Consider the following 23,991-nt stretch of genomic DNA (forward strand, 5'->3'; position numbering starts at 1 on the left):
TAAGGCATCTCCATGAGATGCCTTTCTTCATGGAGTCATTGTCATGAGCGACTTAAACTACTGTCCCCATTTAAATTGTACGCTTTCATTGTCTAACAATCATTTATTGGCGATCACTGATGAAGATGAGTTCACCATTAACGTATTACCGGTGACGCCAAACGAAGCCTATGAATTCTTGTTATTATTAGATGGAAAAACATCCATTCCTGACATCATTAAGAAAAACAAAACCCACCTGACCTGTGAAGACGCCACCTTGCTGATAGAATGCCTGTCTGAATTTGGGTTGCTCACCAGAAACATTCCAACAGAGTTTATCACCGGAAAACAGGCCATACTCGAAATAGAAGATCTCCAAAATCGTCTGATGGATAAATCATTATATAACAACATATTCTGGCAAAAATGTAATGAACCCGATGACGTGCCGGAAAATGTCTTTATCGGTATGGCGATTGAAAATTATCATTTGCTTGCCCGTGGCAGCTCGTTCGATGCCCATGCCCTTTATTTCCACGGATGCAGGAAGACCCGGCAGGCAATGAACGCCGTCTTTTGCAGCGAGCATGGCCATGCTGAGATTATCCTTTCAGCGTTGGCATTACTCGGTATTGACGAAAACAACATCATCGCGTCGGTCCCGCTGCCGGAAACGCTGGGGCTGGCCAATTCCCTCGCCTATTGGTCGGCCAGCGATCCGCTGTTCTTCTTTAGCACCATGGAAGTACTGGAGGGTAAAGACTGCGCGGTAGACAGCTATGTCATTGCCATGGAAAAATCCGGCAAGATGGATGCCCAATTTATCGAAAAAATAAAATCTCATTCGCTGATAAATATTGAACATAACCATGCCAGCTTTGGCCGACAGTTACTATCAACCATCCCCGTAGTATCTAGAGAAAATTTGATCAGGATGAAAAGGCAAACCCACCTTTTTGTAGAATTATACGACGCCTATTATCGTGCCATTTGGGAGCATTATTCTGATGCCACCAGCCTTGTGCGATCGATATAACCCAGCAAGGGAGGATATCTCTTATGAACAATTTTTTCTGTTTACCACGGCTCAGGAAAGGGGTCGCCATTACGGTTATTGATAGCGGGATTTCGTTGCACTACCATGAGCAGGGTTGCGACATTACCGTAGGAACGGAAGCCAAAAACAGCCTGCTTGCCTTTCTGAAAACCTTAGCCAAAGGTAAATACAATATCTTGCAATTGATAGAAAAATTCCCTGAAGAAGAAAGTTTCAGCTGCAATGACGTTATCAAACACCTCGACCAACTGGGGTTGATAGACGACGGTATGCAAACACAACCCTCCGGAGCGCTCAGCGGGGATGATTTTTATTACTCTCGCCTGATACCCGTCATCAGAAAGTGGCAATACAATGCTGGTGATTCACCATTTTATAGCAGAATGCTTTCTGGTAAAATTACCAATAATGAAATAATAGGTTTTGCCATGGAGTACTATCATCTGGTACACATGTCCCCGGCGATTATTGCGCCCGCCTTAAGCCATAACGTCAATAACCCTATCCGCAGCCGGCTATTAAACCTGTTTGTCGAGGAATATGATCATGATAAAATGCTAATAGCCTGCCTTGATACGGTTGGCATTGATGAATCGGTTTTATCAGCCCGCCAGCCGTTACCTGCTACTTTTATGGCCAATGCCAGCCTTGGCGTCTATGCCAGGCAGCATTTATTAAGCTTCATTTGTGCGCTGTTGTTGTTTGAAACGCCAAGCCATATTTTTAATGAAGCATTCATTAACGCCTGCATTAAAAATGGCCTTCCGGAAAATTTCTATACGCCAATAATAAAACATTCTGATATCAATGAAGAAGGAGAGCATGGCCTTATAACGCTGAACCTGCTGAAGGAGATCCCGGTCATCTCCGCTGAAGAGCAGAATGTGATATTAGTACATATTTGCAGCCTCATTGAAATGCTCAATGAGGAGGATAGGCAGATAGTCGATTTTTATAGCCAAAAAAACGACCTGAGAAGAGTGTATAATTACTGATGTTAAACTTATTAAACAAAGAAAATGTTGCCGGAAAAAATGAAAGGGCCATCAGGCTTGCGGGATACCGTTTGTTAAATTTGCTATCCGCGCATTTTCTAGAACGCCTGCTCTTTCTCGGCGTCGCGATTGTTTTACCGTTGAAAATGACAGGCGCCGGACAAATGAGTATTGCACAAACGGGATTATTTTACTCATTTCTCCTATTTATGTACCGCTGCACGCCGCTACTGTTCAGTTACCTGAGCCGGTTTATCCGGCGGGAACTGATCTTTATCACTGGGATAATAATTGAATCGGCATCCTTACTGTTTATGGCCTACGTCCAGGTTCCGCATTGGTCATATGGCTTCGCGCTGCTGGCGGGCATTGGCGGCGGGGCCGCCGCCACGATGATGGTGAGCTTGATTGAATCAGCCGATCGGGATGCCAAAATGCTGGCGGGGAATAGCGTCAATCATGATATTTTCAATATTCACTTAATGCTGATAAATGCGTCGGCATTTATTAGTCCATTTTTCGCTTTTTTTCCCACCCGGTTCTACCAGGGCATGATGACGGTTATTCTATTAATTTTAATGATGTTTATTGGTAATTTTTTCCGTCTCGGCCAGGTTGGCTCACAGGAGCATCGCATCATGGGATGCGATAAGCTGCCAAGTTTTGATAAAAGGTTTTTCCTTATTTGGGTCGCGGTGCTTTCCGTATGGGCGGCCTGTTCTGTTGTTTATATCATTTTGCCCTCGCTTGATGCACATTTCCTGGGGCGGGACGGTGTAAATATCTGGCTATCGTTTGATGCCGTCGTCGTTGTGGCGCTGTTCTTCCTGCTCAAACATATCAATCTATTCCAGCATAACACGACGTTTAATGCCGGTATCGGCTTGATGGCGATTCTGGCGGCATTGCTGTTATTCGTACTGTGTCAGCATAATTTTTATATTCTGCTGTTTGCGCTGTCGGTCTTGGCCTTCGGCGGCTATCTCGCCTTCGGGCAGTTGTACGGTCTGGCCATGCGGACCCGATTTACCCAGCGCAAGACATTTTACCTCGGATTATTATCATTTTCCGGCGCGCTGGGTGAAGGCGGCACTCAGGCTATTTTTTGGCTGACCCGCAATGCCGACGCCAGCCTGGCCATTACGTTTACCATCGTCCTGATGGGCCTGATCGCGCTGCTTCGCCTGGGTAACGATTAAGCCACCGCCATCCGCCTTTGTTGGCGTGTTGGCGTGTTGGCGTGTTGGCGTGTTGGCGTGTTGGCGTGTTGGCGTGTTGGCGGTGGTGGTTTTCACCCTTTTTCAGGCAACGGTAGCGGGTTTCACACCATGACATATTAATAATTAATTAACTTATCATGAAAATATCAATATATATTTTTTATAATATCTCCACACCATGCACGCCATTTCTCGCCTAACAGAGCCTATATTTTACCCTATTTTTCATATCGGCAATGGTATATTCGATTGGTTAACCTCTGTTATTATTGCCAATATCATTGCTAATGAGTTTATTTAACACATAATGCCGATATATAAAAATAAGGCATATTCCATAAGAAAATATTATGTGCAAAGAATTATTTCTGACGAGTTAAGCCGATATTTATTCCCGATCCTTAATCAGCTCTCTCCTGAAAAAACAGGTCAACACAACTCATTTAATAAAAATTGTGCCATTTTTAAAATAACATTTTTTCCATCTGCAATGGATTATCAGGATTGACAAACTGATTGCGGACAACCAATCTTAAAGCGGTTAATTTTTATTAATTAGAGATGTCATTCAGCGCATTAACTTATTATAAAGATATTATGGAGCCATACAAAAAATGCCTACACTGCACAAACCAGCCATTTACCTTCCGGAATATGTTATTACCTTGGAAGATACGATTGAATTAGCGAAAAGGGAATTCAAGGACAGTCCCAACCTGGACAAGGCAATCGAACTCATCACCCACACCGGAGTTAAAAAAAGACATATCATTCAACCCATTGAGCTTGCATCCCTTCATCCTGGCTTTGGTTACAGGAATGCGATTTTTGAATATCAATCAAAACGGCTTGTTCCGGGTGTGATTGAAGAAGCCCTGAGCCATGCGGATATTTCCGCCAGGGATGTTTCAGCGATAATTTATGTTTCCTGCTCGGGCTTTTTGATGCCGTCCTTGACCGCATGGCTTATCAATAAAATGGGCATGCCGCTTGATACCGTGCAAATCCCTATATCACAAATGGGCTGTGCCGCGGGCGGCGCTGCGATAAACCGGGCGCTTGATTTTATCAGCGCGCATCCCGGCAGCAATGTGTTGATCGTCAGCTGCGAATTCTGTTCGCTAAGCTACCAGCCTACCGACGATGATATCGGCAGTCTTCTTTCCGACGGCCTGTTTGGCGATGCGATAACCGCGGCGGCGGTCACCTCCCATTCCGGCCACGGGCTGGAGCTACAGCGCAACTGCAGTTATCTCATTGCGCAGACCGATGAATGGATCCGCTACGCCGTAAAAGATACCGGCTTCCATTTCCGGCTGGATAAACGCGTGCCGGGTACGATGAAACCCCTGGCGCCGGTGATGACGGAGTTTGCCCAGAAGCATGGCTGGGAGATCGACAAGCTTGATTATTATATTATCCATGCGGGCGGACCAAGAATACTGGATGATTTGTGTAAATATCTGGGCGTACAAAGGGAGCAATTTTCATTTAGCCGCGACACGCTGGTGAATTGCGGCAATATCGCCAGTTCCGTGGTATTCGAAGCCTACCGGCGAATGCATGAATCCAGCGTATTCAGCGCAGGGGGCAAAGCAATAATCGCGGGTTTCGGGCCGGGCATCGTCGCTGAAATGAGCTTATCGCAATGGGAATAATGCCGATATATTTATCCGGGGCCGGCGGCGCGGCCAGCCGACGATAATGCTGTCATCGAGAAGCCTGCGCCGCGGGCTGCTGGTTTAGCGGGACCCTGCTTACGCTGACGGCGGCCGGTAATTATCCATGCCGATATGGGGTATGCCGTCTTCGTCATACACCTCCGTTACCGCGCGGAAACCTAACCGGGCATAAAACGGCTGCAAATGCGCCTGGGCGGACAGATGAACGGTCCGTTCAGGCCAATGCGCCGCGCATGCCGACAGCGCACGCGCCATCAACTGCAGGCCCAGGTTCATGCCGCGGGCCTTGGCCGCCACGATGACGCGGCCGATGGCCAATTGGTCACCCTCATCCAGAATACGGGCATACGCGCTAAGCTCACCGTCCAGATAACCCGCCACATGGCGGTTGTCGCCCACCAGATCCCGGCCGTCCACATCCTGGTAAATGCAATTTTGCTCGATAATAAACACCGCGTTACGCAAGGCCAGGATGTCATACAGTCTCTGTGGCGTCAGTTCGCTTTGGTGCCAGTCATACCAGTCCAGGTTCATCGGATTCCTACAGCAAGGGTCGGGCTTGAAGAGATGCCGGCGCGGTGTCATTAACGCCGGCGCTGTTTGAGATGGCCGCAAATCCGGCGCGCACTCGCTTGGCAGGGCATGCCGTCCCTAAGGCGCGATGCGTCCCGCCGAATATAGTACGTCAATTTCCCGCGGGACAATAGGGTATGCTTACCAGGCCGCGCACGCGGCAGGGACGACCTCCCCCCCGGCCCGGCCCCGGCTGGAAAATGTGTCGTATTTATGGCAAATCTTGTCGTATTCATCATGGCCCGCGCCTGCCGCTGTGTAAAGATAGAACCATGACGACCAGCGCGGAAAAATGCCCATGCGGATAGAGGAAACGGTATGGATTACCCTGGCGGACGGCTGCCGGCTGGCGGCGCGCCTCTGGCTGCCGGACAGCCCGGAACCGGTGCCGGCGATACTGGAATACCTGCCCTACCGGCGGCGGGATCGCCATCGCGGCGACGATGCCATCCTGCATCCGGCGCTGGCCGGCGCCGGTTATGCCGCGATCAGGGTCGATATGCGCGGCGCGGGCGATTCCGACGGCCTGATGAACGACGAATATACGGCGCAGGAATGGGCGGATGCCTGTGAAGTGATTGCCTGGATTGCCGCGCAGCCTTGGTGCGCGGGCGCGGTGGGTATGATAGGCATTTCCTGGAGCGGCTTTAACGCGCTGCAAATCGCCGCCCTGCGCCCGCCTGCGCTGAAGGCAATTGTCACCGCCTGCTCGACCGATGACCGCTATGCCGACGATATGCATTATATGGGCGGCGTGCTGCTTAACGATAACCTGCAATACGGCGCCACGCTGTTTACCTGGACGCCGACACCGCCCGATCCCGCCATCGTCGGTGAACGTTGGCGGGAGATGTGGCTGGAACGGCTCCAGGCCATGGACCCGCCGCCCGCCGCGCGCTGGATGCGACATGCGGTGCGTGATGACTATTGGCGCAGCGGATCGGTGTGCGAGGACTATTCCGCTATCCAGATACCGGTACTGGCGATCGGCGGCTGGGCGGACGGCTATACCAATACCGTACTGCGCCTGCTGGAAAACCTGTCCGGACCGCGTAAAGGGCTGATCGGCCCCTGGGGACACGCCTTCCCCCATATCGCCACGCCGGGGCCGCAAATTGATTTTATCGGTTATGTCACCCGCTGGTTCGATCACTGGCTCGGCAATAAACCGACCGGCATCATGGACGAACCGATGCTGACCTACTGGCTGCAGGAGGCGGAACCTCCCCGCGCCCGTTATACCGTGCGGCGCGGCCGGTGGGCCGCCGAGCGTCAATGGCCCGCCGGCGCTACAGTCCCGCGGCGCTTGCACCTCTCTTCCGGGGGGTTGCGCGAGGACGCGCCGGAGCCGTTTGCCGTCAGCGTCTGCTCGCCGGCCACCACCGGTATCGCCTCGGGCGAATGGTGCCCCTATGGGTGGGGCCCGGATATGCCCGGCGACCAGCGCGGGGATGATGCCGGCTCCGCCTGTTTTGACGGCCCGGCAACGGCGGCGGCGCTGCAAATCGTGGGCCGGCCGGTCATCAATATTCAGTTGGCCGCCGATCGACGGCAGGCCATGATTGCGGTACGCCTGAACGCGGTGGGCCCGGACGGCGTCTCTATCCGTATCACCTACGGTCTGCTTAACCTGACCCAGCGTAACGGCCACGATCGCTGCGAGCCGCTGGTGCCCGGCGAGCGTTATACCGTCCGGCTGCCGCTTAAGGCCGTCGCGTTTGAGCTGCCCGCCGGCTTTCGCCTGCGCGTGGCCGTTTCAACCGCCTACTGGCCGCTGGCCGCGCCTCTCCCGGCGCGCGCGGTCCTGACGCTGCACGGCGGCGCTATTGACCTGCCGCTGCGCGGCGAGGCCACGGCCCCCTGCGCCGCGCCGGATTTGGGCGCGCCCTGGTCGCCGCCGGCCGTGCCCGCACGGGTTCTGGTGCCGCCGCAGCGGGGGCGCCTGCGCCTGATCCGGGATATGGATGACGGCGACACTACCCTGGAAGTGGTGCGCAACCTGGGGGCGCTGCTGCTGGAAGAAACCGGCCTGCGCCTGGATGCCCTGGGCCGGGAAACCTATAAAGTGAATGCCCTCGACCCGTTATCCGCCACCTCGCAGGCGGTGCGCAGCGCCGGTTTCCAGCGCGGCGACTGGCATGCCAGGCTTGAGGTGACCCACCGCCTGAGCGCGGATAACGACGGATGGCGGCTCGAATCCAGCCTGGACGCGTTTGATCATGACCGCCCCTTCTTTTCGCGCCGCTGGGATGAGTATTTCCCCTTTTTCCCCGCCGCCCTTCCTGACGGAGAGACGCCATGAACATCGGTATCGCCCAGGTCGCCGGCGCGCCCGGCGGGCGGGAGGAGATCGTGGCCTGGGTACGCGCGGCGATGGAGGCCCTGCCGCAGGCCGATCTGGTGATGTTGCCGGAGCTGGCCCTGTGCGGTTATGACGAACCCGGACGCATCCGCAGTATGGCGTTGGCGCAGGGCGACGCCATACTGCGGGCGCTGGCGGAGCTGGCGCGGGAAAAACGGCAGGCATTGGCCTTCGGTTATGCTGAGCAGGGCGCCGACGGGCTGTACAATGCGCTGCGCCTGATCGATCGCCATGGCCGGGTGCTGGCGAATTACCGTAAGGTCCATCTGTGGTCCGGTTATGAAACCACGCTTTTCCGTCCCGGCGGACGCCTGGTCAACGTGGTGCTTGAGGGAGTGAACTTTGGTTTGCTTATCTGCTACGACCTGGATTTCCCCGAAGCGGCGCGTTTTCTGGCGGCAAACGGCATGGATTGCCTGCTGTGCGTCAGCGCCACCAGCGCCGGTTATGACGTGGTGCCGCGCCATACGGTGCCCGCCCGCGCCTATGAAAACGGCTGTTTTGTCGCCTTTGCCAATCGCGGCGATGACAGCGGCGCGTTCCCCTGCGTCGGGCAAAGCCGCGTAGCCGGCCCGGACGGCGCCATTATCGCGACGGCGTCCTCCGGCGCAGCGGCGTTTATCACGGCGCAAATCAGCCTGGAAACGTTAAAAGCGTGGCGGCGCGACCATCCTTATCTGGCGGACCGCAGGGCCGATCTTTATTAAATCCGTCCGGATTTGACTTTCGATATGACCGGCCGAGCGCCAGCCAAGCGTTGCCGCGGGATGCGGGCTGGCGCCACAGCGGCAGGTCCGCCGCGGTATTGAGCGGCATCAGCGGTTTCGGGCATGCCTGGCGCGCCGCATATCCGACGGCAGGACGCCGAACGCGCGCCTGAAGCCGCCGGCGAAGTGCGATGTGGAACTGAAGCCGACGGATACCGCGATATCGATAATCGACAGGTCGGAATAGATCAGCATTTCCCGCGCCTGCTCCAGGCGCAGTTCCAGATAATAACGCTGCGGCGTCCTGGCGAAATAGCGGGCGAAGAGCCGTTCCAGCTGGCGGCTGCCGATACCCACCCGTGCCGAGATATCCGGCAGCGGCAGGGGGTCTTCGATATGGGTCTGCATAATGGCGATGGCCGATGCGAGCGTCGCCGGGATCGGTCCCTGGGTGGGGCGGCCGCCCCGCTGATCGTCGGCGGCGCTGCGGATGCGTTCATGATGGAACTGATTGGCGACGGCGGTGGCGCGATCGTCGCCATAACGCTCGGCAATCAGGGTCAGCATCATATCCATCGCCGCCGTTCCGCCGGAGCAGGTCAGCCGGTTGCGATCGATCTCGAAGATTTTACGGGTACAGTTAATCTCCGGATAACTTTCCCCGAACGCCGTGCGGCTTTCCCAATGAATAGTACAGCGATATCCCTTCAGCAGGCCGCATTTGGCCAACAGAAAGGTGCCGGTGGACAGCGAGCCGATAAACAGTCCGGCCCGGGCCGCCTGCCGCACCGCCTTAAGGTAGCCGCGCTCGAACCTGGGCGCCACCACGCGTTCGCCGCCGCAGATAAACAGATAGTGGGACACCGGCAGCACATCGTTAACCGGCACGGTAGGAAAGGGAATGCCGTTGGCCGCCTCGACCGGCTCCCCGGCCAGGCTGGCCAGGTGCCAGGCGAAGGTTTTCGCCTCGTAGAGCCGGTTATAGGAGCGCAGCGGCTCGATAGCCGATGCCAGGCTCATCATGGAAAAATCATGACCCAGCAGGAAAGTGAACACGATGGGGTCGTTTGACTGCATATTACTGAATCCGGTTACGCACCAATAAGCCCGTCATGTTCACCATAGTAACGTAATCAGCCGCGTTTGCCGCTAATTCTGGCGGCGAAGTGTTGTTCCCACCGCCGCTCGAACACCACCTGCCCGTTTTCCTGCGCCTCATAAGCCGAGGTCAGGATCAGGCCGCCGTCCTTCCAGGCCAGGGAGGTTTCGCTGCGTAGCGCGATATGCCAGCCGGGCCGGGTGTAACGCTGCATCCGCACCGCCTCCCAGCGGGCGCTTTCAGGGGTGGCGCCAATGACGTAAGACTCATGGCCCTCGCCGTCAAAACTCAGCTCGCCGATACGGGTTTGCTGTCGCTGGGCATCCATGGTCAGGCGGTGCGTGCCGCTGGCCGCGTCCCACAGCGCCTGGCGCGACGTGATTTCCGGGGCCAGCACTTCATGCGCAAGCGCGGGTGCCGAGCGGGCGGGGCCAAACGGCCGCGCGCGATCCACTACGCCGGCAGGCCGGGACGGCAGGCGCAACACCGCGCCGTGCGGCCACAGCGTAACCGGCCCCTGCCCCGGTTCCGCCCAGGCCATCGGCCAATAGGTGGTGGAGAGCGCCAGACGTATCCGGCAACCGGCGGAGAAACGGTAGGCCACGCCTTTCAACGGCAAGACCACCCGGAAAGCCTGCCCCGCCGGCACATCGGGGCGCACCAGCCGGTGAATGCCAAAGGTAATGCGGGCTGAGCGGCCGTCGGCCGCCACCTCGTTAAGGCGCAATATCAGCATGGCGGAGGGGCTGTCAAAGGCGATATCCACCTCCAGCCCGGCTTTGCCGCACAGGGTAAGCGGCTCGCCGAGGACCGGCGTATCAAAACAGACCGACAGGCCGTCGTCCTGACGCTGATCGGCCTGGAATTCAGGGGCATTGCCGCCGCCGTCCAGCGGGCACCATTCGCCGCCCATCAGGCCGCAGTGCATGGGCGTGGCTATCACCCGCGGTGAGGCGGGCGCGGGCGCGCTGTCGGCTAGCCCGCCGCCGGACAGGTAGAAATCCCGGGTTTGCGATCCCACCGGCCAGCCCGGCGCGCTGATCCAATGACCGTCCAGGGTCAGCGACGACGGTTCGGAACGCAGGTTTTCCCCCTGCCAGAGATCCAGCATCGGCTCGTCCATGATGCCGGTCTCCTCCCCCAGCAGCCATTGCCGCCAGAAGCGCAGGCAAACGCCGAGGAAGTCGATAGCCGGCCCCGGCGTGCCCCAGTTGGGATAGATATGGGTCCAGGGACCGATTAGCCCTTTGCGCGGCACCTTCAGATTAGCCATCAGGCGCAGAATGGCGTCTGAATAACCGTCGGTCCAGCCGCCCACCGCATAGACCGCGCATTGGATATCATCGTAGTTTTCGCACACCGAACCATGCCGCCAGAAATCGTCGCGCTCCATATGCGCCAGCCACCGGCCAAGCGGCGGCTCCATGCCGTTAAGGCGTTCCAGCCACAGATCGCGCCAGCTTTCGCCCACATGGGCCGGGTCCAGCGGCCGTCCCAGTTGGGTAAACAAGCCGCTGCCCCATTGCAGCCCGTCGGTCAGCAGCGCCCCGCCCATAAAATGCACGTCGTCGGCATAACGATCGTCGGTGGAGCAGCAGGTAATAATGGCCTTCAACGCCGGCGGGCGGCGGGTGGCGATTTGCAGCGCGGCAAAACCGCCCCAGGAGATGCCGATCATGCCGACACTGCCGTTGCTCCATTCCTGGGCGGCAATCCAGGCGATGACTGCCACCGCGTCGTCCTGCTCCCGGGCCAGATACTCGTCTTGCAGCAGCCCGGTGGAGTTGCCGCTGCCGCGCAGGTCGATACGCATGGCGGCCATGCCGTGGGCGGCAAAAAAACCATGGATCATCGCATCCCCCACCGCCGTATTATCGGACTGGCGGTACGGGATCCATTCCAGCACCAGGGGGACTCGCGCCGCGCCTTCCGGCAGCCATAGCCGGGCGGCGAGCTGCACGCCATCCGACAGCGGAATAACGATCTGGCGATATGGCGGTACCACGAGTGATGGTTCAACGATGTCAGACATGCGGGTGCCTCCCGGCGATAAGGGCTGAAAAGGGGAAATCATGCGTTGCGCCGGGCGCCGAAATGGTCCCAGCCGGCAATGGCGGCGACGCCCGCCAGGCATGCCAGGCCGCCGATGATCATGGTCAGCGGCAGGCCGAGCAGTTCGGCCGCGCCGCCGCAGATGATGGCGCCGATGGGCACGGTGCCTATCAGCATCATGGAATAAAACGACATCAGCCGGCCGCGCAGGGCGTCGGGCACCCGGTGCTGGAGCAGCGAGTTCGAGCTGAGGTTCTGGGTCAATATGGCATAGCCTATCGGCGCGGCTATCAGGGCGCTGAGCCAGAACAGATGCGACAGGCCCAGGCATATCTGCGAGATGCCCAGCATCAGCGCCGCCCACATCGGCCAGGGGCGCATCTTGCCGATATCGCTGCTCCATGCCAGGCGCAGGGCGGCCATAAGCGCGCCAACGCCGGTAATGCTCATTAAAATGCCCGACCCGGCGGGGCCCCCTTGCAACACCGTATCCGCCAGCATGGGCAGAAAGGAAAAATAGGGCACGCTGGTCAGGCTGCACAGCCCGACCAGCAGCAGGATGCGCAGGGCGTCGGGATCCTGGCGCAGAAAGGCCAACCCTTCCGCCATTTCCGTCAGCAGGTTGCCGTCGCGCGTTACCGGTGGACGCTGCGGAATACGCATGGTGGATAAAAACAGAATCAGCGGCACATAAGAGGCGGCGATAAAGGCGAAACACCACCCTTCCCCGACGGTATCCACCAGCACGCCGCCCAGCGCCGGTCCAATCAGGCGGGCGCCGTTAAAAATAACCGAGTTCAGCGCCAGCGCGTTGCCCAGGTCGTTATATTCCACCAGGTCGACCACCAGTGACTGCCGGCCCGGCAGATCAAACGCGCTGATAAGGCCCAGGCCGAGGGCGATGACAATAGCGATTTCCCCGGTAATCCAATGGTTTAACGTCAGTATCGACAGCAGCGCCACCAGCAGCGTCAGGCCGATTTGCGTGGCCAGCACCAGACGGCGCCGATCGCAGCGATCGACGATAACGCCGGTAAACAAACCAAACAGCAGAATGGGTCCCTGGCTGCAAAACGCCAGCAGCCCGAGCATCACCGGCGACGACACGCCCAGTCGCCAAATCAGCCAGCCCAGGGCGATGGTATGAATCCAGCTGCCAATCACCGATAACAGCTGACCGCCGAAAAACCGTCGGTAGTTGGGATGTCTCAGTGCGCTGGCGGCGGTGCGTACGCTTTTTTTCGGGGCGAGGGGAATACGGGCAGTAGTCAAGGAAGCTCCCACATCCGGCGCCGGGCGCACTCAACAGCCCGGGCCGATATTCTTTTTTTCAGTGATAAAGCCCGGCGCTACCCGCCCGGGCGGTAAAACCGGCCGATCAGACGCTTTTGATTTCGCGGAACAACGGCCACTGGCCGTCGGGCGTCCAGGCGCCATGGATAGCGGCGGGTGTCACCCAGGCGTTGCTGCCGTGATATAAAAAGACATAGGCGCCGGTCTCTTCCAACTGATCCTGCAGCTTGACGTACATGGCGGCCCGCTTAGCCTGATCCAGCTCATTGGCCGCCTCAAGATTCAACTGATCCCATGCCTTGTCGCAGGTGCGCTGGGTGTTCCAGATGCCCACCTGGCTGCAGGTAAACCACGCGGTAACCCAGCTGGCGTCCGGCGCGGTGGTGAATGTGGTCATGCGCAGCTGCGCGTCCTTCCAGGCGGTGCCTTCGGACTCCTGGCCCGCGGCGACAAAAGCGGCGCCATCCATCTGATTGATTTTAAGCGTGATGCCCACTTCGGCCAGCTGCGCCTGGATCACCTGCGCCACGGTGCCGCCGTCGGTGGAGGTGGTTAAGTCCAGCCGCAGTTGCAGATTGGACACACCCGCTTCCTTGAGCAGCTTTTTGGCGGCCTCCGGGGAGTACGGATAGATATTTTTGCCGCGCGCGCCGGGCAGCGGCGGCGGCACCAGGCCAAACGCCGGTTTCACCGCGCCGCCGAAGGCGGCATCCAGGATGGACGGCACGTCGATCGCCTGCTGGATGGCCCGGCGCACCCGCAGGTCTTTCAGCAGCGGATGATCAACGTTCATGCCGAGCCAAGTATAGGCCAGCGCCGGCCGCACGGTAAGCGTGGTGCCTTCAACGCCGCCCTGGTACTTGGGTATGGCGCTGATGTTGATTTTGGTCATATCCAGATCGCCGGCTTCAAAGGCGATTTCCGCCGTGTTCAAATCGCCAATCGGCACCAGTTGAATCTGATCATAAAAACTGTGCGGGCCGCTCCATTTTTCATTGCGCACCAGGGTCAGCCGCTCGCGCGGCAGCCATTCGCCAATCTTATACGGGCCGGAAGACGCCAGCGGATCGGTGGCGATTTTTTTGTCCTTGGCGGCTTCCACCGCTTTTTTACAGACGATCAGGCCTGAGGCGTGCGGCAGAGTGCTGGTGAACAACGGCGCAAACGGGTGCTTGAGATGGATAACGCCCTCATAGGTGCCCTTGATTTCCACGTGATCCAACGCCTCCCAGTCGGAGGCATAGATGGCGGACAGTTTTGGGTCAAGGAAACGTTCATAAGAGTATTTAACATCCTCCGCCGTCATCTCGCCGAAGTCGCCGGTCCATTTTATGCCCGGCTTCAGCTTGAAATGCACCGTCAGCGGGTCCACCTGCTCCAGCGATTCAGCCGCATCCAACTGCCAGCCCCACTCGGTGCCCGCCTTGTACTGGCACAGGCCGGAGTACACCGCGAACATCACCATTTCGTCATACCAGCCGCTGCGGTTGGCCGGATCGAGGTTGGTAATATCCAGGTCGTTTTGCACCCGCAGGATCTTATTTTTATTATCCGCGGCAAAGGCCAGCCTCTGGCCGCCGATCATCAGCGAGCTGGAAGCCCCCGCGGCGAGAATCGCCATCGTCTTGAGAAGGGAACGTCTGTTCATCGAGGGGCCTTTCATGGATGCATCTCCTTAACTATGATGCGGCTGGGCTGAGCCTGTTGGGGTTGCGCGTTAATCAAAGGGGTATGACAGGAAACCTGGTGCTCCCCGCTGAGGGGACGTAATACGGGTGCGGCGGTCCGGCACAGCAGGGTCGCCAGGGGACAACGGGTATGGAATTCACAGCCGGAAGGCCGGCGCGCCAGGGTGGGCACCTCGCCGGTCAGCACGCCGGCATTGGGCGGATTATGTTTGCTTTTCGCGCTCAGCAGCGCCCGGGTATAGGGATGGGCCGGCTGGCGGAACACCACGTCGGTCGGACCGGTTTCCACGATGCGCCCTAGATACATAATGGCGATACGGTCGGTAACGTGGCGGGTGATGGCCAGGTTATGGGTAATGATCAGGTAACTCATGCCCAGCTCGCGCTGCAGGGCGGTCAACAGGTTCAGCAACTCGCCCTGCACCGACAGATCCAGCCCCGCCGTGGGTTCGTCGGCGATGATAAGCTTCGGACGCAGTGCCAGCGCCCGCGCCACCGCCACCCGCCGCGCCTGGCCGCCGGACAGCTGATGGGGATAGCGGTCGAGGAACAGCGACGGCAACCCCACCAGGTCGAGCAGCCGGGAGGCCTCCACCCGGCGTTTAATCTCCCGGCCGTTGACGGTAAACGGCTCAGTAACCAGATGTTCGACGGTCATGCGCGGGTCGAGCGCGGCCATCGGGTCCTGGAATATCAGCCCGGTTTCCCGTCGAATGGCGCGCCAGGACAAATCGCTGGCGTCATGCGGTTCGCGGCCGTTGACCTGAATGCTGCCGCGCGCCGTAGGCGCCAGGCCGATAACCGCGCGGCCGAGGGTGGTTTTGCCGCTGCCGCTTTCACCGATAAGGCCCAACGTCTTGCCCGGCGGCACATGCAGGCTGACGCCCGCCAACACATCGACATGGCGGACCGCGCCGGGCCGCAGGCGGCTCAGCAGGGTGCCCGTCTTGTAGCGGACGACTAAATCCCGGATCTCAAGCATGGGCATTCACCTTATGGCAACGAACCACCCAACCGTCGGCGTCAAGCAGGGTGTCGGGCGGGTTTTGCACGCCGCACGGAGCAAAGGCCACACCGCAGCGGGGCTGGAAAGGACAGCCGACGCGATTGATGCTGGGCATGGGCACCGAGCCGGCGATAAACGGCAGTTCCCGCGTCGCCACCTCGATACGTTCAGGATCACAGGCCAGCAACGCCTGGGTATACGGATGGGACGGCGCGGAAAAAATCTGCTTTATCGGCCCGGCTTCGACAATTTCCCCGGCGTACATCACCGCCACCTTGTCGCACAGGGCGCTGACCAGATGTAAATCGTGGGTGACAAAAATAATGGCGCCGTCCACCAGCTTCCGGCTGGCCCTGAGCACCTCCACCACCTGCATTTCGGTGGTGGCGTCCAGCGCGGTGGTGGGTTCGTCGGCGATCAGCAGTTCCGGTTCGGTCAGCAGGGCGGCGGCGATGGCGATGCGCTGGCGAATGCCGCCGCTCAGCTCATGCGGGTATTGCTTTAACCGCCCTTTGGGGTCGGAAATTCCGACGCGCTCAAGCATTACCAGGGCGCGCGCCAGCTTTTCCGCTTTAGATCCCGATTTATGGTGCTGAAACGCCAGCAGTTGCCTGCCGATGGTAATCACCGGATTCAGGGCCGTAAACGGGTCCTGGGAAACCGTGGCGATGCCGTTGCCGCGCAGCCGTCGCTTGGCGTATTCCGGCAGGTCGAGCAGGTTTTGGTCCTTGTAGCGCAGTTGACCGCTCGCATGGGCGTTGGCCGGCAGCAGGGTCAGCATGGCGCCGACCAGCGTCGATTTGCCCGAGCCGCTCTCCCCCACCAATCCCAATACCTCGCCCTTGTCCACGGACAGGGAAATATTACGCACCGCTTTCAGCGGACCTTTGGCCGAGTCATAGGTGACCGACAGATCGTGGATGTCCAGCAGGGCCATCAGCTCTCTCCTCTGGATTGCCGGGCGGTGCGCGGGTCAAGCGCGTCGCGCAGCGCCTCGCCAAGAAAGGTGAACCCCAGGGTGGCCAGGATAATGGGGATGCCGGCGGCGATAACGATATGCGGCGCCTGGCGGATATAGGAATAACCGTCGTTGAGCACCGTGCCCCAGCTGGCGTCGGGAGGCTGCACGCCCTGGCCGAGGAAACTCAGGCCGGATTCGATGGCGATCACCGCCGGGATATCCATGGCCACCAGTACCAGCAGGGTACCCACCAGATTGGGGATCAGGTGGCGGAATACCACGCTCAGGGGAGAGGCGCCCATGGCGCGGGCGGCGACAATATATTCCATACGTTTCAGCACCCGCGTCTGGCTGCGCACGACCCGGAAATACCCCGGCACCATAAAGGTGACGATGATCATGATGATGGTGACGACGCTTGAGCCGATAAGCGTCACCACCGCCAGCGCGAATAAAATCATCGGAATCGACATCAGCGCGTCGCAAAACAACATCAGCAGCGTATCGACTTGCCGTGGGCCATACCCGGCCAGCAGCCCCAGCATGGACCCGATCAACAGCGCGCCGCCGGTGCCGATAAACGCCACCGTCATGGCGATACGGCTGCCATAAATCAGGCGCGAGAGAATATCGCGCCCCAGCTGATCGTTGCCCAGCCAATATTCCATGCTTGGCCCCTTCAGCCTGAGCGCCGCCTTGATGGCGATGGGATCGTGCGGGGCCAGCCACGGGGCGAAAACGGCGCAGGCCAGCAGCGCGGCGACGCAGATCAGGGCAAAACGGCCCATCCCGCCCGACCAGACCTGGCGCAGCACGCGAAAGGCGCCGGGACGCGGCGCGGCGGCGGAAACCGGGGTGGCCGCGACCGGGGTATTGGTGGTGATAAGAGCCATGGTCAAAGCTCCTGCCGCACGCGCGGATCGAGAAAAGTGTTAATCAAATCGGCAATCAGGTTGGCCAGCACATAAAAGCCGGAAGTCACCACCACCGTGCCCATCACCACCGGAAAATTACGTGAAATCACCGAATCAAAGGCCAGCTTGCCCAGGCCGGGACGGGCAAAAACGATTTCAGTCAGCACCGCGCCGGATAACAGCGAGCCGATGCCGACCCCCAGCACAGATACCACCGGCACTACCGCAATCGGCAGCGCATAACGCATGGCGATAAGCCGCTCGCCGATGCCGAACGCCCGATAGGTGCGGATATGGTTCTCCTTAAGCACTTCCAGCATGGACGCCCGCACCAGCCGCGATAGATAACCGATCCAGCTCAGGCCCACCGTCAGCGACGGCAGTACCAGGGCATTCAGCTGGGAAACGGGATCGTCCCGCTGTCCCGCGCCAATGGCGGGAAACCATTTCAGGGTGACCGCGAAAATCAGCAGGGCATAGATAGCCACCACAAAGGCCGGCAGGGCGATAACGCTGGTGGACATCAGGCCGATAAGGCGGTCGGCCAGGCTGTTCTGGCGCAGCGCCGCCCAGCAGCCCAGCGGGATGCCCAGGAGAACGGCCCAGGCGATGGCCGACAGCGCCAGAATCAGGGTATTGGGCAGGGCGCGGGCAATCAATTGGGCCACCGGCCGGTGGGTGAGGACGTCTTCGCCCAGATCGCCGGTGGCCACGTTAGCGATAAAGCGGGCGATCTGCACGACGGCCGGCCGGTCCAGCCCCATATGTTCGCGCAGCGCCTGTTTTTGCGCTTCGCTGGCGCGCGGCCCCAGCGCCACCGACGCCGGATCGCCCGGCACCAGGAACACCAGGCAAAAAAGTAACGAGATGGCGAGCAACATCACTGACGCCGCCAGCATAAGCCGCCGAAGCAGGTAAAAAAACATAAGCCCAGCCTGTTTAAGTTTTCGCTAAGGAACATCCGCCGGCACACCGGTAAGGCCGCGGTGGACAGGCCGGATTCTGCTTGATGGCAGCAGGAAACGTAAGCAAGCTTGCCAGTGTTTACACCCATTGAACGTCGTTATTACGACGCGTTTTAGCAAAAAAACGACATATAAGAACGCCGTATGCCTCGCCGCGCTTCCCGCTAGGGATTTACCCCGCCGGCATGGACGAAGCAGAGTTTATTGCCTTCGGGATCGCGGCAGTAGGCGGCGTAAAAATCATCGGCATAGATGGCGCGGACACCGGGCTCGCCCTCGTCGATTCCGCCCTGGCTGAGGGCCACCGACCAGGCTGAGGCCACCGCGTCCTGCGATGGCGCGGCAAAACTCACCTGGCAACCGTTGCCCCAGGTGGCGGGCAGGCCGTTGATGGGACGCCGGACCACAAACTGCGGCCAGCGCTGACCGGCTTTGCTCCAGATAATGCCGGCGGGGCAGTCCAGCTCCTGCGGCGTCATCCTTACTAAGTCCAGCTCGGCGAGAACGCGATCATAAAAGGCAATCATGCGCGGCAGCTCCCGTGCGCCCAGTTGGATATGGCTAAACATCGGCTATCCTCCGAAATGAACAGATACGTATTGATTATAGGTGTCCCGGCCTACCCACCCCTATTCGCGGCGCGACAATAGATTTATCCCCGACGCATTTACAGCCTGGCGCTGGAGTATAAAATAATAACGCCTTGATACTTCACGGTTATTCGTCGACGTCTTAGCCGGGTTTTGGTAAAACGAAAAAATTATGATTATAAATCAGTTATTTAAATGAAAATTTCCCGGAAATTATTCCGCGGTGATGTTTTTGTGAGGAATTTATTTAAATTAATTTTTTTAAATCTTTATTATTTTATTACTTAACAATATAAGTGAGTCACTTTTTTAATTGATGTTATTTGTAAAATACCTATATATATCATGAAGTTATTATTTTTTACTTTTTGTAAAAATATAAAGATAGCAGGCTATAAAGTTAATATAAAAGTAATAAAATAAAATAAAATATCACTGCCGTGATATTTCAATATTACATGCGTATTTTTCTATTAGCCATGTTTCAAAATAGAAAATATTCATATAAACTGCACTGGCTTTAACAATCAATATTGTAAATGGCTCTTCTTAGGGAAGGGCAATTCATGATTCTTGTAGCGCTTTGCGCGAACTATATTGACGGTTTCTTTGCTACCGGTGGATTGCGGGTAGAACGTTATTGCTGTGCAAGGCGTTTTTCACTAACTCAATGCCGGAGGGATAAATTAATCCCTGTATCAATATAACAGCTTTTAACCTGCCATCGCGGCGAGTAAATCGTCTTAATTTACAGAGAGGAACGACAATGGACAAAAAAATAGACATGTCAGTTACCGTAGAATCTTTATCTCGCATCTATCATCGCCTGAGAAAAGAAGTGAACGGCCAATTGGTCAATGAAGGACTTTCATTGTCCAAAATGAAGATCCTGCAATTGATTACCCATGGCAAGACCAGCGCCACGGATATCAAAAATTATATGGGATTTTCTTCCCGTACGGTAGTGACGGTGCTGGACGCCCTGGAGAAAGACGAAATGCTGCAGCGCCAGCAAAGCCCGACCGACCGCCGGGTTAAACATGTTTATATTACAGAAAAAGGACGCGATAAACTGGAAATTGCCCAGCAGACTCATCGTACTATCCTTGAGCGTATTCTGGCGCCTTTATCTGAAGCGCAATTGGAAAAATTCGGTGAAATTTGCAATACCCTCGAAGCAGGCCAGCGTTAATTGTCGGTTTAGACCGCTGCATATCCTATTTAATGGGCGGCATAAACCATGCCGCTCTAAAATATAAGCAGTATCAAATTTCCCTCATCCACAGGGCGTTATTTGTCGATGAGGGAACGCCTTCGGGTAGCAAAAGTATAAGCAATTCTTGATAAATGCATGTCTATTGCTTTTTCGGCCACACCGGGTTGAATGGAAAACTGGCCGTTAATAAAGCCCAACCTCGCTGGATATATGCGACTACGATCGGGGCAACGTTGGCCATGACATCCCATCCCCCTATGATTCTGAAATAGTTAGCGGCTCATCACTTAAGTTTCCTTTATGTAATAATCGAAAAAGCGTAAACCACATCCATTATTTGAGCGCCCGCTATGCTTGCCGCCGCCGTCACCCTGGCGCCAAGGGCGCAAAAGCCCGGCGCTAAACAGCAAGGGAAGCTGCAACCTGCATCAATGCCGTGTATAATGTGAGACGATATCGTCTTCACGCGTCGATTCATCAACGACGGTTATCCACTAAAGACATCAACTACAGCCGAAAAATTCCCACTATGGTTCATGGTACGCTTTACATTGTTTCCGCTCCCAGCGGCGCGGGAAAATCAAGCCTGATCCAGGCGTTGCTTAAAACACAACCGCTTTACGACACCCAGGTATCGATCTCCCACACCACGCGGCCCATACGTCCGGGGGAAAAAGACGGGGAACATTATTTTTTTATTTCCGAGGCTGAGTTCAAGCGCATGATCGGGGAGGAGTGCTTCCTCGAATACGCCAACGTCTTCGGCAATTATTACGGCACGTCGCGCGAGGCCATCGAACAGGTGTTGTCCACCGGCGTGGACGTGTTTTTGGATATCGACTGGCAGGGCGCGCAGCAAATTCGCGAGCGCATGCCCCAGGCCCGCAGCATCTTTGTGCTGCCGCCGTCCAGGGAAGAGCTGGATCGGCGCCTGCGCGGCCGCGGGCAGGATAGCGAAGAGGTCATTGCCCGCCGTATGGCGCAGGCAGTGGCGGAAATGTCGCATTATGCCGAGTATGATTACCTGATTGTGAATGACGAGTTCAATACGGCCCTGATGGATTTAAAAACCATTATTCGTGCCGAACGTCTGCGTCTGGGCCGGCAAAAATTACGGCATGACGCTTTAATCACCAAACTGTTGGCGGACTGAAACAACTTTCAGTATGATGCCCAGTCATTTCTCTATTTGCGGAGTAGCTCACATATGGCACGCGTAACTGTACAAGACGCCGTTGAAAAAATTGGTAATCGTTTTGACCTGGTGCTGGTCGCTGCCCGTCGCGCTCGCCAACTTCAGGTCGGCGGTAAAGATCCCCTGGTGGCGGAAGAAAACGACAAATTCACCGTTATCGCCCTGCGTGAAATAGAAGAAGGCCTGATTACCAATCAGATCCTCGACTTGCGGGATCGCCAGGAACAGCAGGAGCAGGAAGCCGCGGAAATCCAGGCGGTAACCGCTATTGCTGAAGGTCGTCGCTAAATTCGGACAACGGTTCACAATTGTATCTGTTTGAAAGCCTGAATCTGCTGATTCAACGATACCTGCCCGAGGATCAGATTAAACTCCTCCGGCAGGCATACCTTGTCGCCCGTGATGCTCACGAGGGACAGTCACGCTCCAGCGGCGAGCCTTATATCACCCATCCGGTGGCCGTGGCCTGTATTCTGGCCGAAATGCGTCTTGACCATGAGACGCTGATGGCGGCGCTGCTGCATGATGTGATTGAGGATACCCCGGCCACCTACCAGGACATGGAGCAGTTGTTCGGTAAAACCGTGGCCGAGTTGGTCGAAGGCGTGTCGAAACTCGATAAGCTTAAGTTTCGCGACAAAAAAGAAGCCCAGGCGGAAAATTTCCGCAAAATGATCATGGCCATGGTGCAGGATATCCGGGTGGTGCTGATAAAGCTGGCCGACCGGACCCACAATATGCGCACCCTTGGCGCGCTGCGTCCTGATAAACGCCGCCGCATCGCCCGCGAAACCCTGGAAATCTATAGCCCGCTGGCCCACCGGCTGGGTATCCATCACCTTAAGACCGAACTTGAGGAACTGGGCTTCGAGGCGCTGTATCCCAACCGCTACCGGGTGATCAAGGAAGTGGTCAAGTCGGCGCGCGGCAACCGCAAAGAGATGATCCAGAAAATCCTGGCGGAAATTGAAGGACGGCTGACCGAAGCGGGCATTCCCTGTCGCGTCAGCGGACGCGAAAAACATCTGTACTCCATTTATTGCAAAATGCATCTCAAAGAGCAGCGCTTTCACTCCATCATGGATATCTACGCCTTCCGGGTCATCGTCGGCGAAGTGGATACCTGCTACCGGGTACTGGGACAGATGCACAGCCTGTATAAACCGCGTCCGGGACGGGTGAAGGACTATATCGCCATTCCCAAGGCCAATGGCTATCAATCCCTGCATACCTCGATGATCGGCCCCCACGGCGTACCGGTGGAAGTACAAATCCGCACCGAGGACATGGACCAGATGGCGGAAATGGGCGTGGCGGCGCACTGGGCTTATAAAGAACAGGGTGAAACCGGCACCACGGCGCAGATCCGCGCGCAGCGCTGGATGCAAAGCCTGCTGGAGCTGCAGCAAAGCGCCGGCAGCTCGTTTGAATTTATTGAAAGCGTTAAGTCCGATCTGTTTCCGGACGAAATTTACGTCTTTACCCCGGAAGGACGCATCGTCGAACTGCCGGCGGGCGCCACGCCGGTGGACTTTGCCTACGCGGTGCATACCGATATCGGCCATGCCTGCGTCGGCGCCAGGGTCGATCGCCAGCCTTACCCCTTGTCCCAGGCCCTGACCAGCGGACAGGCGGTGGAAATTATTACCGCCCCCGGCGCCCGTCCCAACGCCGCCTGGCTGAATTTTGTCGTCAGTTCCAAGGCGCGGGCCAAAATTCGCCAGATGCTGAAAAACCTTAAACGCGACGATTCCGTCAGTTTGGGCCGGCGTTTATTGAACCACGCCCTTGGCGGCAGCCGTAAACTGGCCGAGGTGCCGCCGGAAAATATCCAGCATGAACTGGACCGGATGAAACTGGCCTCCCTGGACGATCTGCTGGCGGAAATCGGCCTGGGCAACGCCATGAGCGTGGTGATTGCCCGTAATCTGCAGGGCGACCAGTCCAATATGGCGCCGTCCGGCGCCTCCGTTTCCGGTCCCAAAACCCTGCCGATCAAAGGCGCGGAAGGCGTGCTTATCACCTTTGCCAAATGCTGCCGCCCTATTCCCGGCGATCCGATTATCGCCCATGTCAGCCCGGGTAAAGGGCTGGTGGTTCATCATGAATCCTGCCGCAATATCCGCGGCTACCAGAAAGAAGCGGAAAAATTCATGGCGGTGGAATGGGATCTGGATACCGAGCAGGAGTTTATCGCCGAGATTAAAGCGGATATGTTTAATCACCAGGGCGCGCTGGCCAACCTGACCGCGGCTATCAATGCCGCCGATTCCAATATCCAAAGCCTGAACACCGAAGAGAAAGACGGGCGGGTCTATAGCGCGTTTATCCGCCTGACCGTGCGCGACCGTGTCCATCTGGCGAATATTATGCGTAAAATACGCGTTATGCCGGATGTCATCCGGGTCACCCGTAACCGCAACTAACAACCTGG

General features: G+C 57.2%; 20 protein-coding genes. 10 read left to right on the plus strand and 10 right to left on the minus strand.

Going from position 1 to position 23,991, the window contains the following annotated elements; translation table 11 throughout:
• Positions 1-43: 43 nt before the first annotated feature.
• The 4 genes from ACL2XN_RS17310 to ACL2XN_RS17325 all read left to right on the plus strand — a co-directional run bounded on the left by ACL2XN_RS17310 (position 44) and on the right by ACL2XN_RS17325 (position 4,912).
• Positions 44-1,018, plus strand: coding sequence for a hypothetical protein (locus ACL2XN_RS17310; RefSeq protein WP_413729155.1), 975 nt, complete (start codon positions 44-46; stop codon positions 1,016-1,018).
• 23 nt (positions 1,019-1,041) lie between these two features.
• The gene (locus ACL2XN_RS17315; protein ID WP_410012791.1) at positions 1,042-2,034 is read left to right on the plus strand and encodes an iron-containing redox enzyme family protein; all 993 of its coding nucleotides are present in this window, start codon (positions 1,042-1,044) and stop codon (positions 2,032-2,034) included.
• 164 nt (positions 2,035-2,198) lie between these two features.
• On the plus strand, positions 2,199-3,233 hold the full coding sequence (locus ACL2XN_RS17320) for a hypothetical protein (protein ID WP_410012792.1): 1,035 nt from the start codon (positions 2,199-2,201) through the stop codon (positions 3,231-3,233).
• A gap of 635 nt (positions 3,234-3,868) precedes the next feature.
• Positions 3,869-4,912: a type III polyketide synthase gene (locus ACL2XN_RS17325; protein ID WP_410012793.1), complete on the plus strand. Its 1,044-nt coding sequence runs from the start codon at positions 3,869-3,871 to the stop codon at positions 4,910-4,912.
• Between the two features lie 99 nt (positions 4,913-5,011).
• Here the strand turns inward: ACL2XN_RS17325 and ACL2XN_RS17330 are convergent, their stop codons facing one another.
• Positions 5,012-5,470, minus strand: a complete 459-nt coding sequence (locus tag ACL2XN_RS17330; RefSeq protein ID WP_410012794.1) for a GNAT family N-acetyltransferase — start codon at positions 5,468-5,470, stop codon at positions 5,012-5,014.
• Between the two features lie 337 nt (positions 5,471-5,807).
• On the opposite strand from ACL2XN_RS17330, the gene ACL2XN_RS17335 reads away from it, so the two are divergent.
• Positions 5,808-7,811: a CocE/NonD family hydrolase gene (locus ACL2XN_RS17335; RefSeq protein ID WP_413729158.1), complete on the plus strand. Its 2,004-nt coding sequence runs from the start codon at positions 5,808-5,810 to the stop codon at positions 7,809-7,811.
• Positions 7,808-8,578, plus strand: coding sequence for a nitrilase-related carbon-nitrogen hydrolase (locus ACL2XN_RS17340; protein ID WP_410012796.1), 771 nt, complete (start codon positions 7,808-7,810; stop codon positions 8,576-8,578). Before ACL2XN_RS17335 ends, ACL2XN_RS17340 begins: the two co-directional genes overlap by 4 nt.
• Positions 8,579-8,686: 108 nt before the next feature.
• Here ACL2XN_RS17340 and ACL2XN_RS17345 read toward each other — a convergent pair whose 3' ends face one another.
• From ACL2XN_RS17345 to ACL2XN_RS17385, 9 genes are all read right to left on the minus strand, one after another.
• Positions 8,687-9,655, minus strand: a complete 969-nt coding sequence (locus ACL2XN_RS17345) for a GlxA family transcriptional regulator (protein WP_410012797.1) — start codon at positions 9,653-9,655, stop codon at positions 8,687-8,689.
• A 56-nt stretch (positions 9,656-9,711) separates the two neighbouring features.
• The gene (locus ACL2XN_RS17350) at positions 9,712-11,709 is read right to left on the minus strand and encodes a CocE/NonD family hydrolase (protein WP_413729160.1); all 1,998 of its coding nucleotides are present in this window, start codon (positions 11,707-11,709) and stop codon (positions 9,712-9,714) included.
• Between the two features lie 38 nt (positions 11,710-11,747).
• Positions 11,748-13,001: an MFS transporter gene (locus tag ACL2XN_RS17355; RefSeq protein ID WP_410012799.1), complete on the minus strand. Its 1,254-nt coding sequence runs from the start codon at positions 12,999-13,001 to the stop codon at positions 11,748-11,750.
• A 106-nt stretch (positions 13,002-13,107) separates the two neighbouring features.
• Positions 13,108-14,670 (minus strand): ABC transporter substrate-binding protein, encoded by a 1,563-nt coding sequence (locus tag ACL2XN_RS17360; protein WP_410012800.1) that lies wholly within the window; start codon positions 14,668-14,670, stop codon positions 13,108-13,110.
• 11 nt (positions 14,671-14,681) lie between these two features.
• Positions 14,682-15,692 (minus strand): oligopeptide/dipeptide ABC transporter ATP-binding protein, encoded by a 1,011-nt coding sequence (locus ACL2XN_RS17365; protein WP_413721770.1) that lies wholly within the window; start codon positions 15,690-15,692, stop codon positions 14,682-14,684.
• Entirely contained in the window at positions 15,685-16,653 is a 969-nt protein-coding gene (locus ACL2XN_RS17370; RefSeq protein ID WP_410012802.1) for an ABC transporter ATP-binding protein, read from the minus strand. Before ACL2XN_RS17370 ends, ACL2XN_RS17365 begins: the two co-directional genes overlap by 8 nt.
• Positions 16,653-17,570: an ABC transporter permease gene (locus ACL2XN_RS17375; RefSeq protein ID WP_410012803.1), complete on the minus strand. Its 918-nt coding sequence runs from the start codon at positions 17,568-17,570 to the stop codon at positions 16,653-16,655. Before ACL2XN_RS17375 ends, ACL2XN_RS17370 begins: the two co-directional genes overlap by 1 nt.
• 2 nt (positions 17,571-17,572) lie before the next feature.
• On the minus strand, positions 17,573-18,517 hold the full coding sequence (locus ACL2XN_RS17380) for an ABC transporter permease (protein ID WP_410012804.1): 945 nt from the start codon (positions 18,515-18,517) through the stop codon (positions 17,573-17,575).
• 203 nt (positions 18,518-18,720) lie between these two features.
• Positions 18,721-19,125 (minus strand): VOC family protein, encoded by a 405-nt coding sequence (locus tag ACL2XN_RS17385; protein ID WP_410012805.1) that lies wholly within the window; start codon positions 19,123-19,125, stop codon positions 18,721-18,723.
• A 787-nt stretch (positions 19,126-19,912) separates the two neighbouring features.
• Between ACL2XN_RS17385 and ACL2XN_RS17390 the strand changes: the two genes are divergently transcribed.
• The 4 genes from ACL2XN_RS17390 (at position 19,913) to spoT (ending at position 23,983) form a co-directional block, all read left to right on the plus strand.
• Complete coding sequence (locus ACL2XN_RS17390) at positions 19,913-20,338, plus strand: MarR family winged helix-turn-helix transcriptional regulator (protein WP_410012806.1); 426 nt, start codon at positions 19,913-19,915, stop codon at positions 20,336-20,338.
• 553 nt (positions 20,339-20,891) lie between these two features.
• The gene (gmk, locus tag ACL2XN_RS17395) at positions 20,892-21,515 is read left to right on the plus strand and encodes a guanylate kinase (protein ID WP_410012807.1); all 624 of its coding nucleotides are present in this window, start codon (positions 20,892-20,894) and stop codon (positions 21,513-21,515) included.
• Between the two features lie 54 nt (positions 21,516-21,569).
• Positions 21,570-21,845, plus strand: a complete 276-nt coding sequence (rpoZ, locus tag ACL2XN_RS17400; RefSeq protein WP_132924177.1) for a DNA-directed RNA polymerase subunit omega — start codon at positions 21,570-21,572, stop codon at positions 21,843-21,845.
• A 20-nt stretch (positions 21,846-21,865) separates the two neighbouring features.
• On the plus strand, positions 21,866-23,983 hold the full coding sequence (gene spoT / locus ACL2XN_RS17405) for a bifunctional GTP diphosphokinase/guanosine-3',5'-bis pyrophosphate 3'-pyrophosphohydrolase (RefSeq protein WP_410012808.1): 2,118 nt from the start codon (positions 21,866-21,868) through the stop codon (positions 23,981-23,983).
• Positions 23,984-23,991: the final 8 nt, after the last annotated feature.

It is taken from the genome of Sodalis sp. RH22 (assembly GCF_047324165.1).
In the GTDB taxonomy this organism is placed as follows: domain Bacteria; phylum Pseudomonadota; class Gammaproteobacteria; order Enterobacterales; family Enterobacteriaceae; genus Acerihabitans.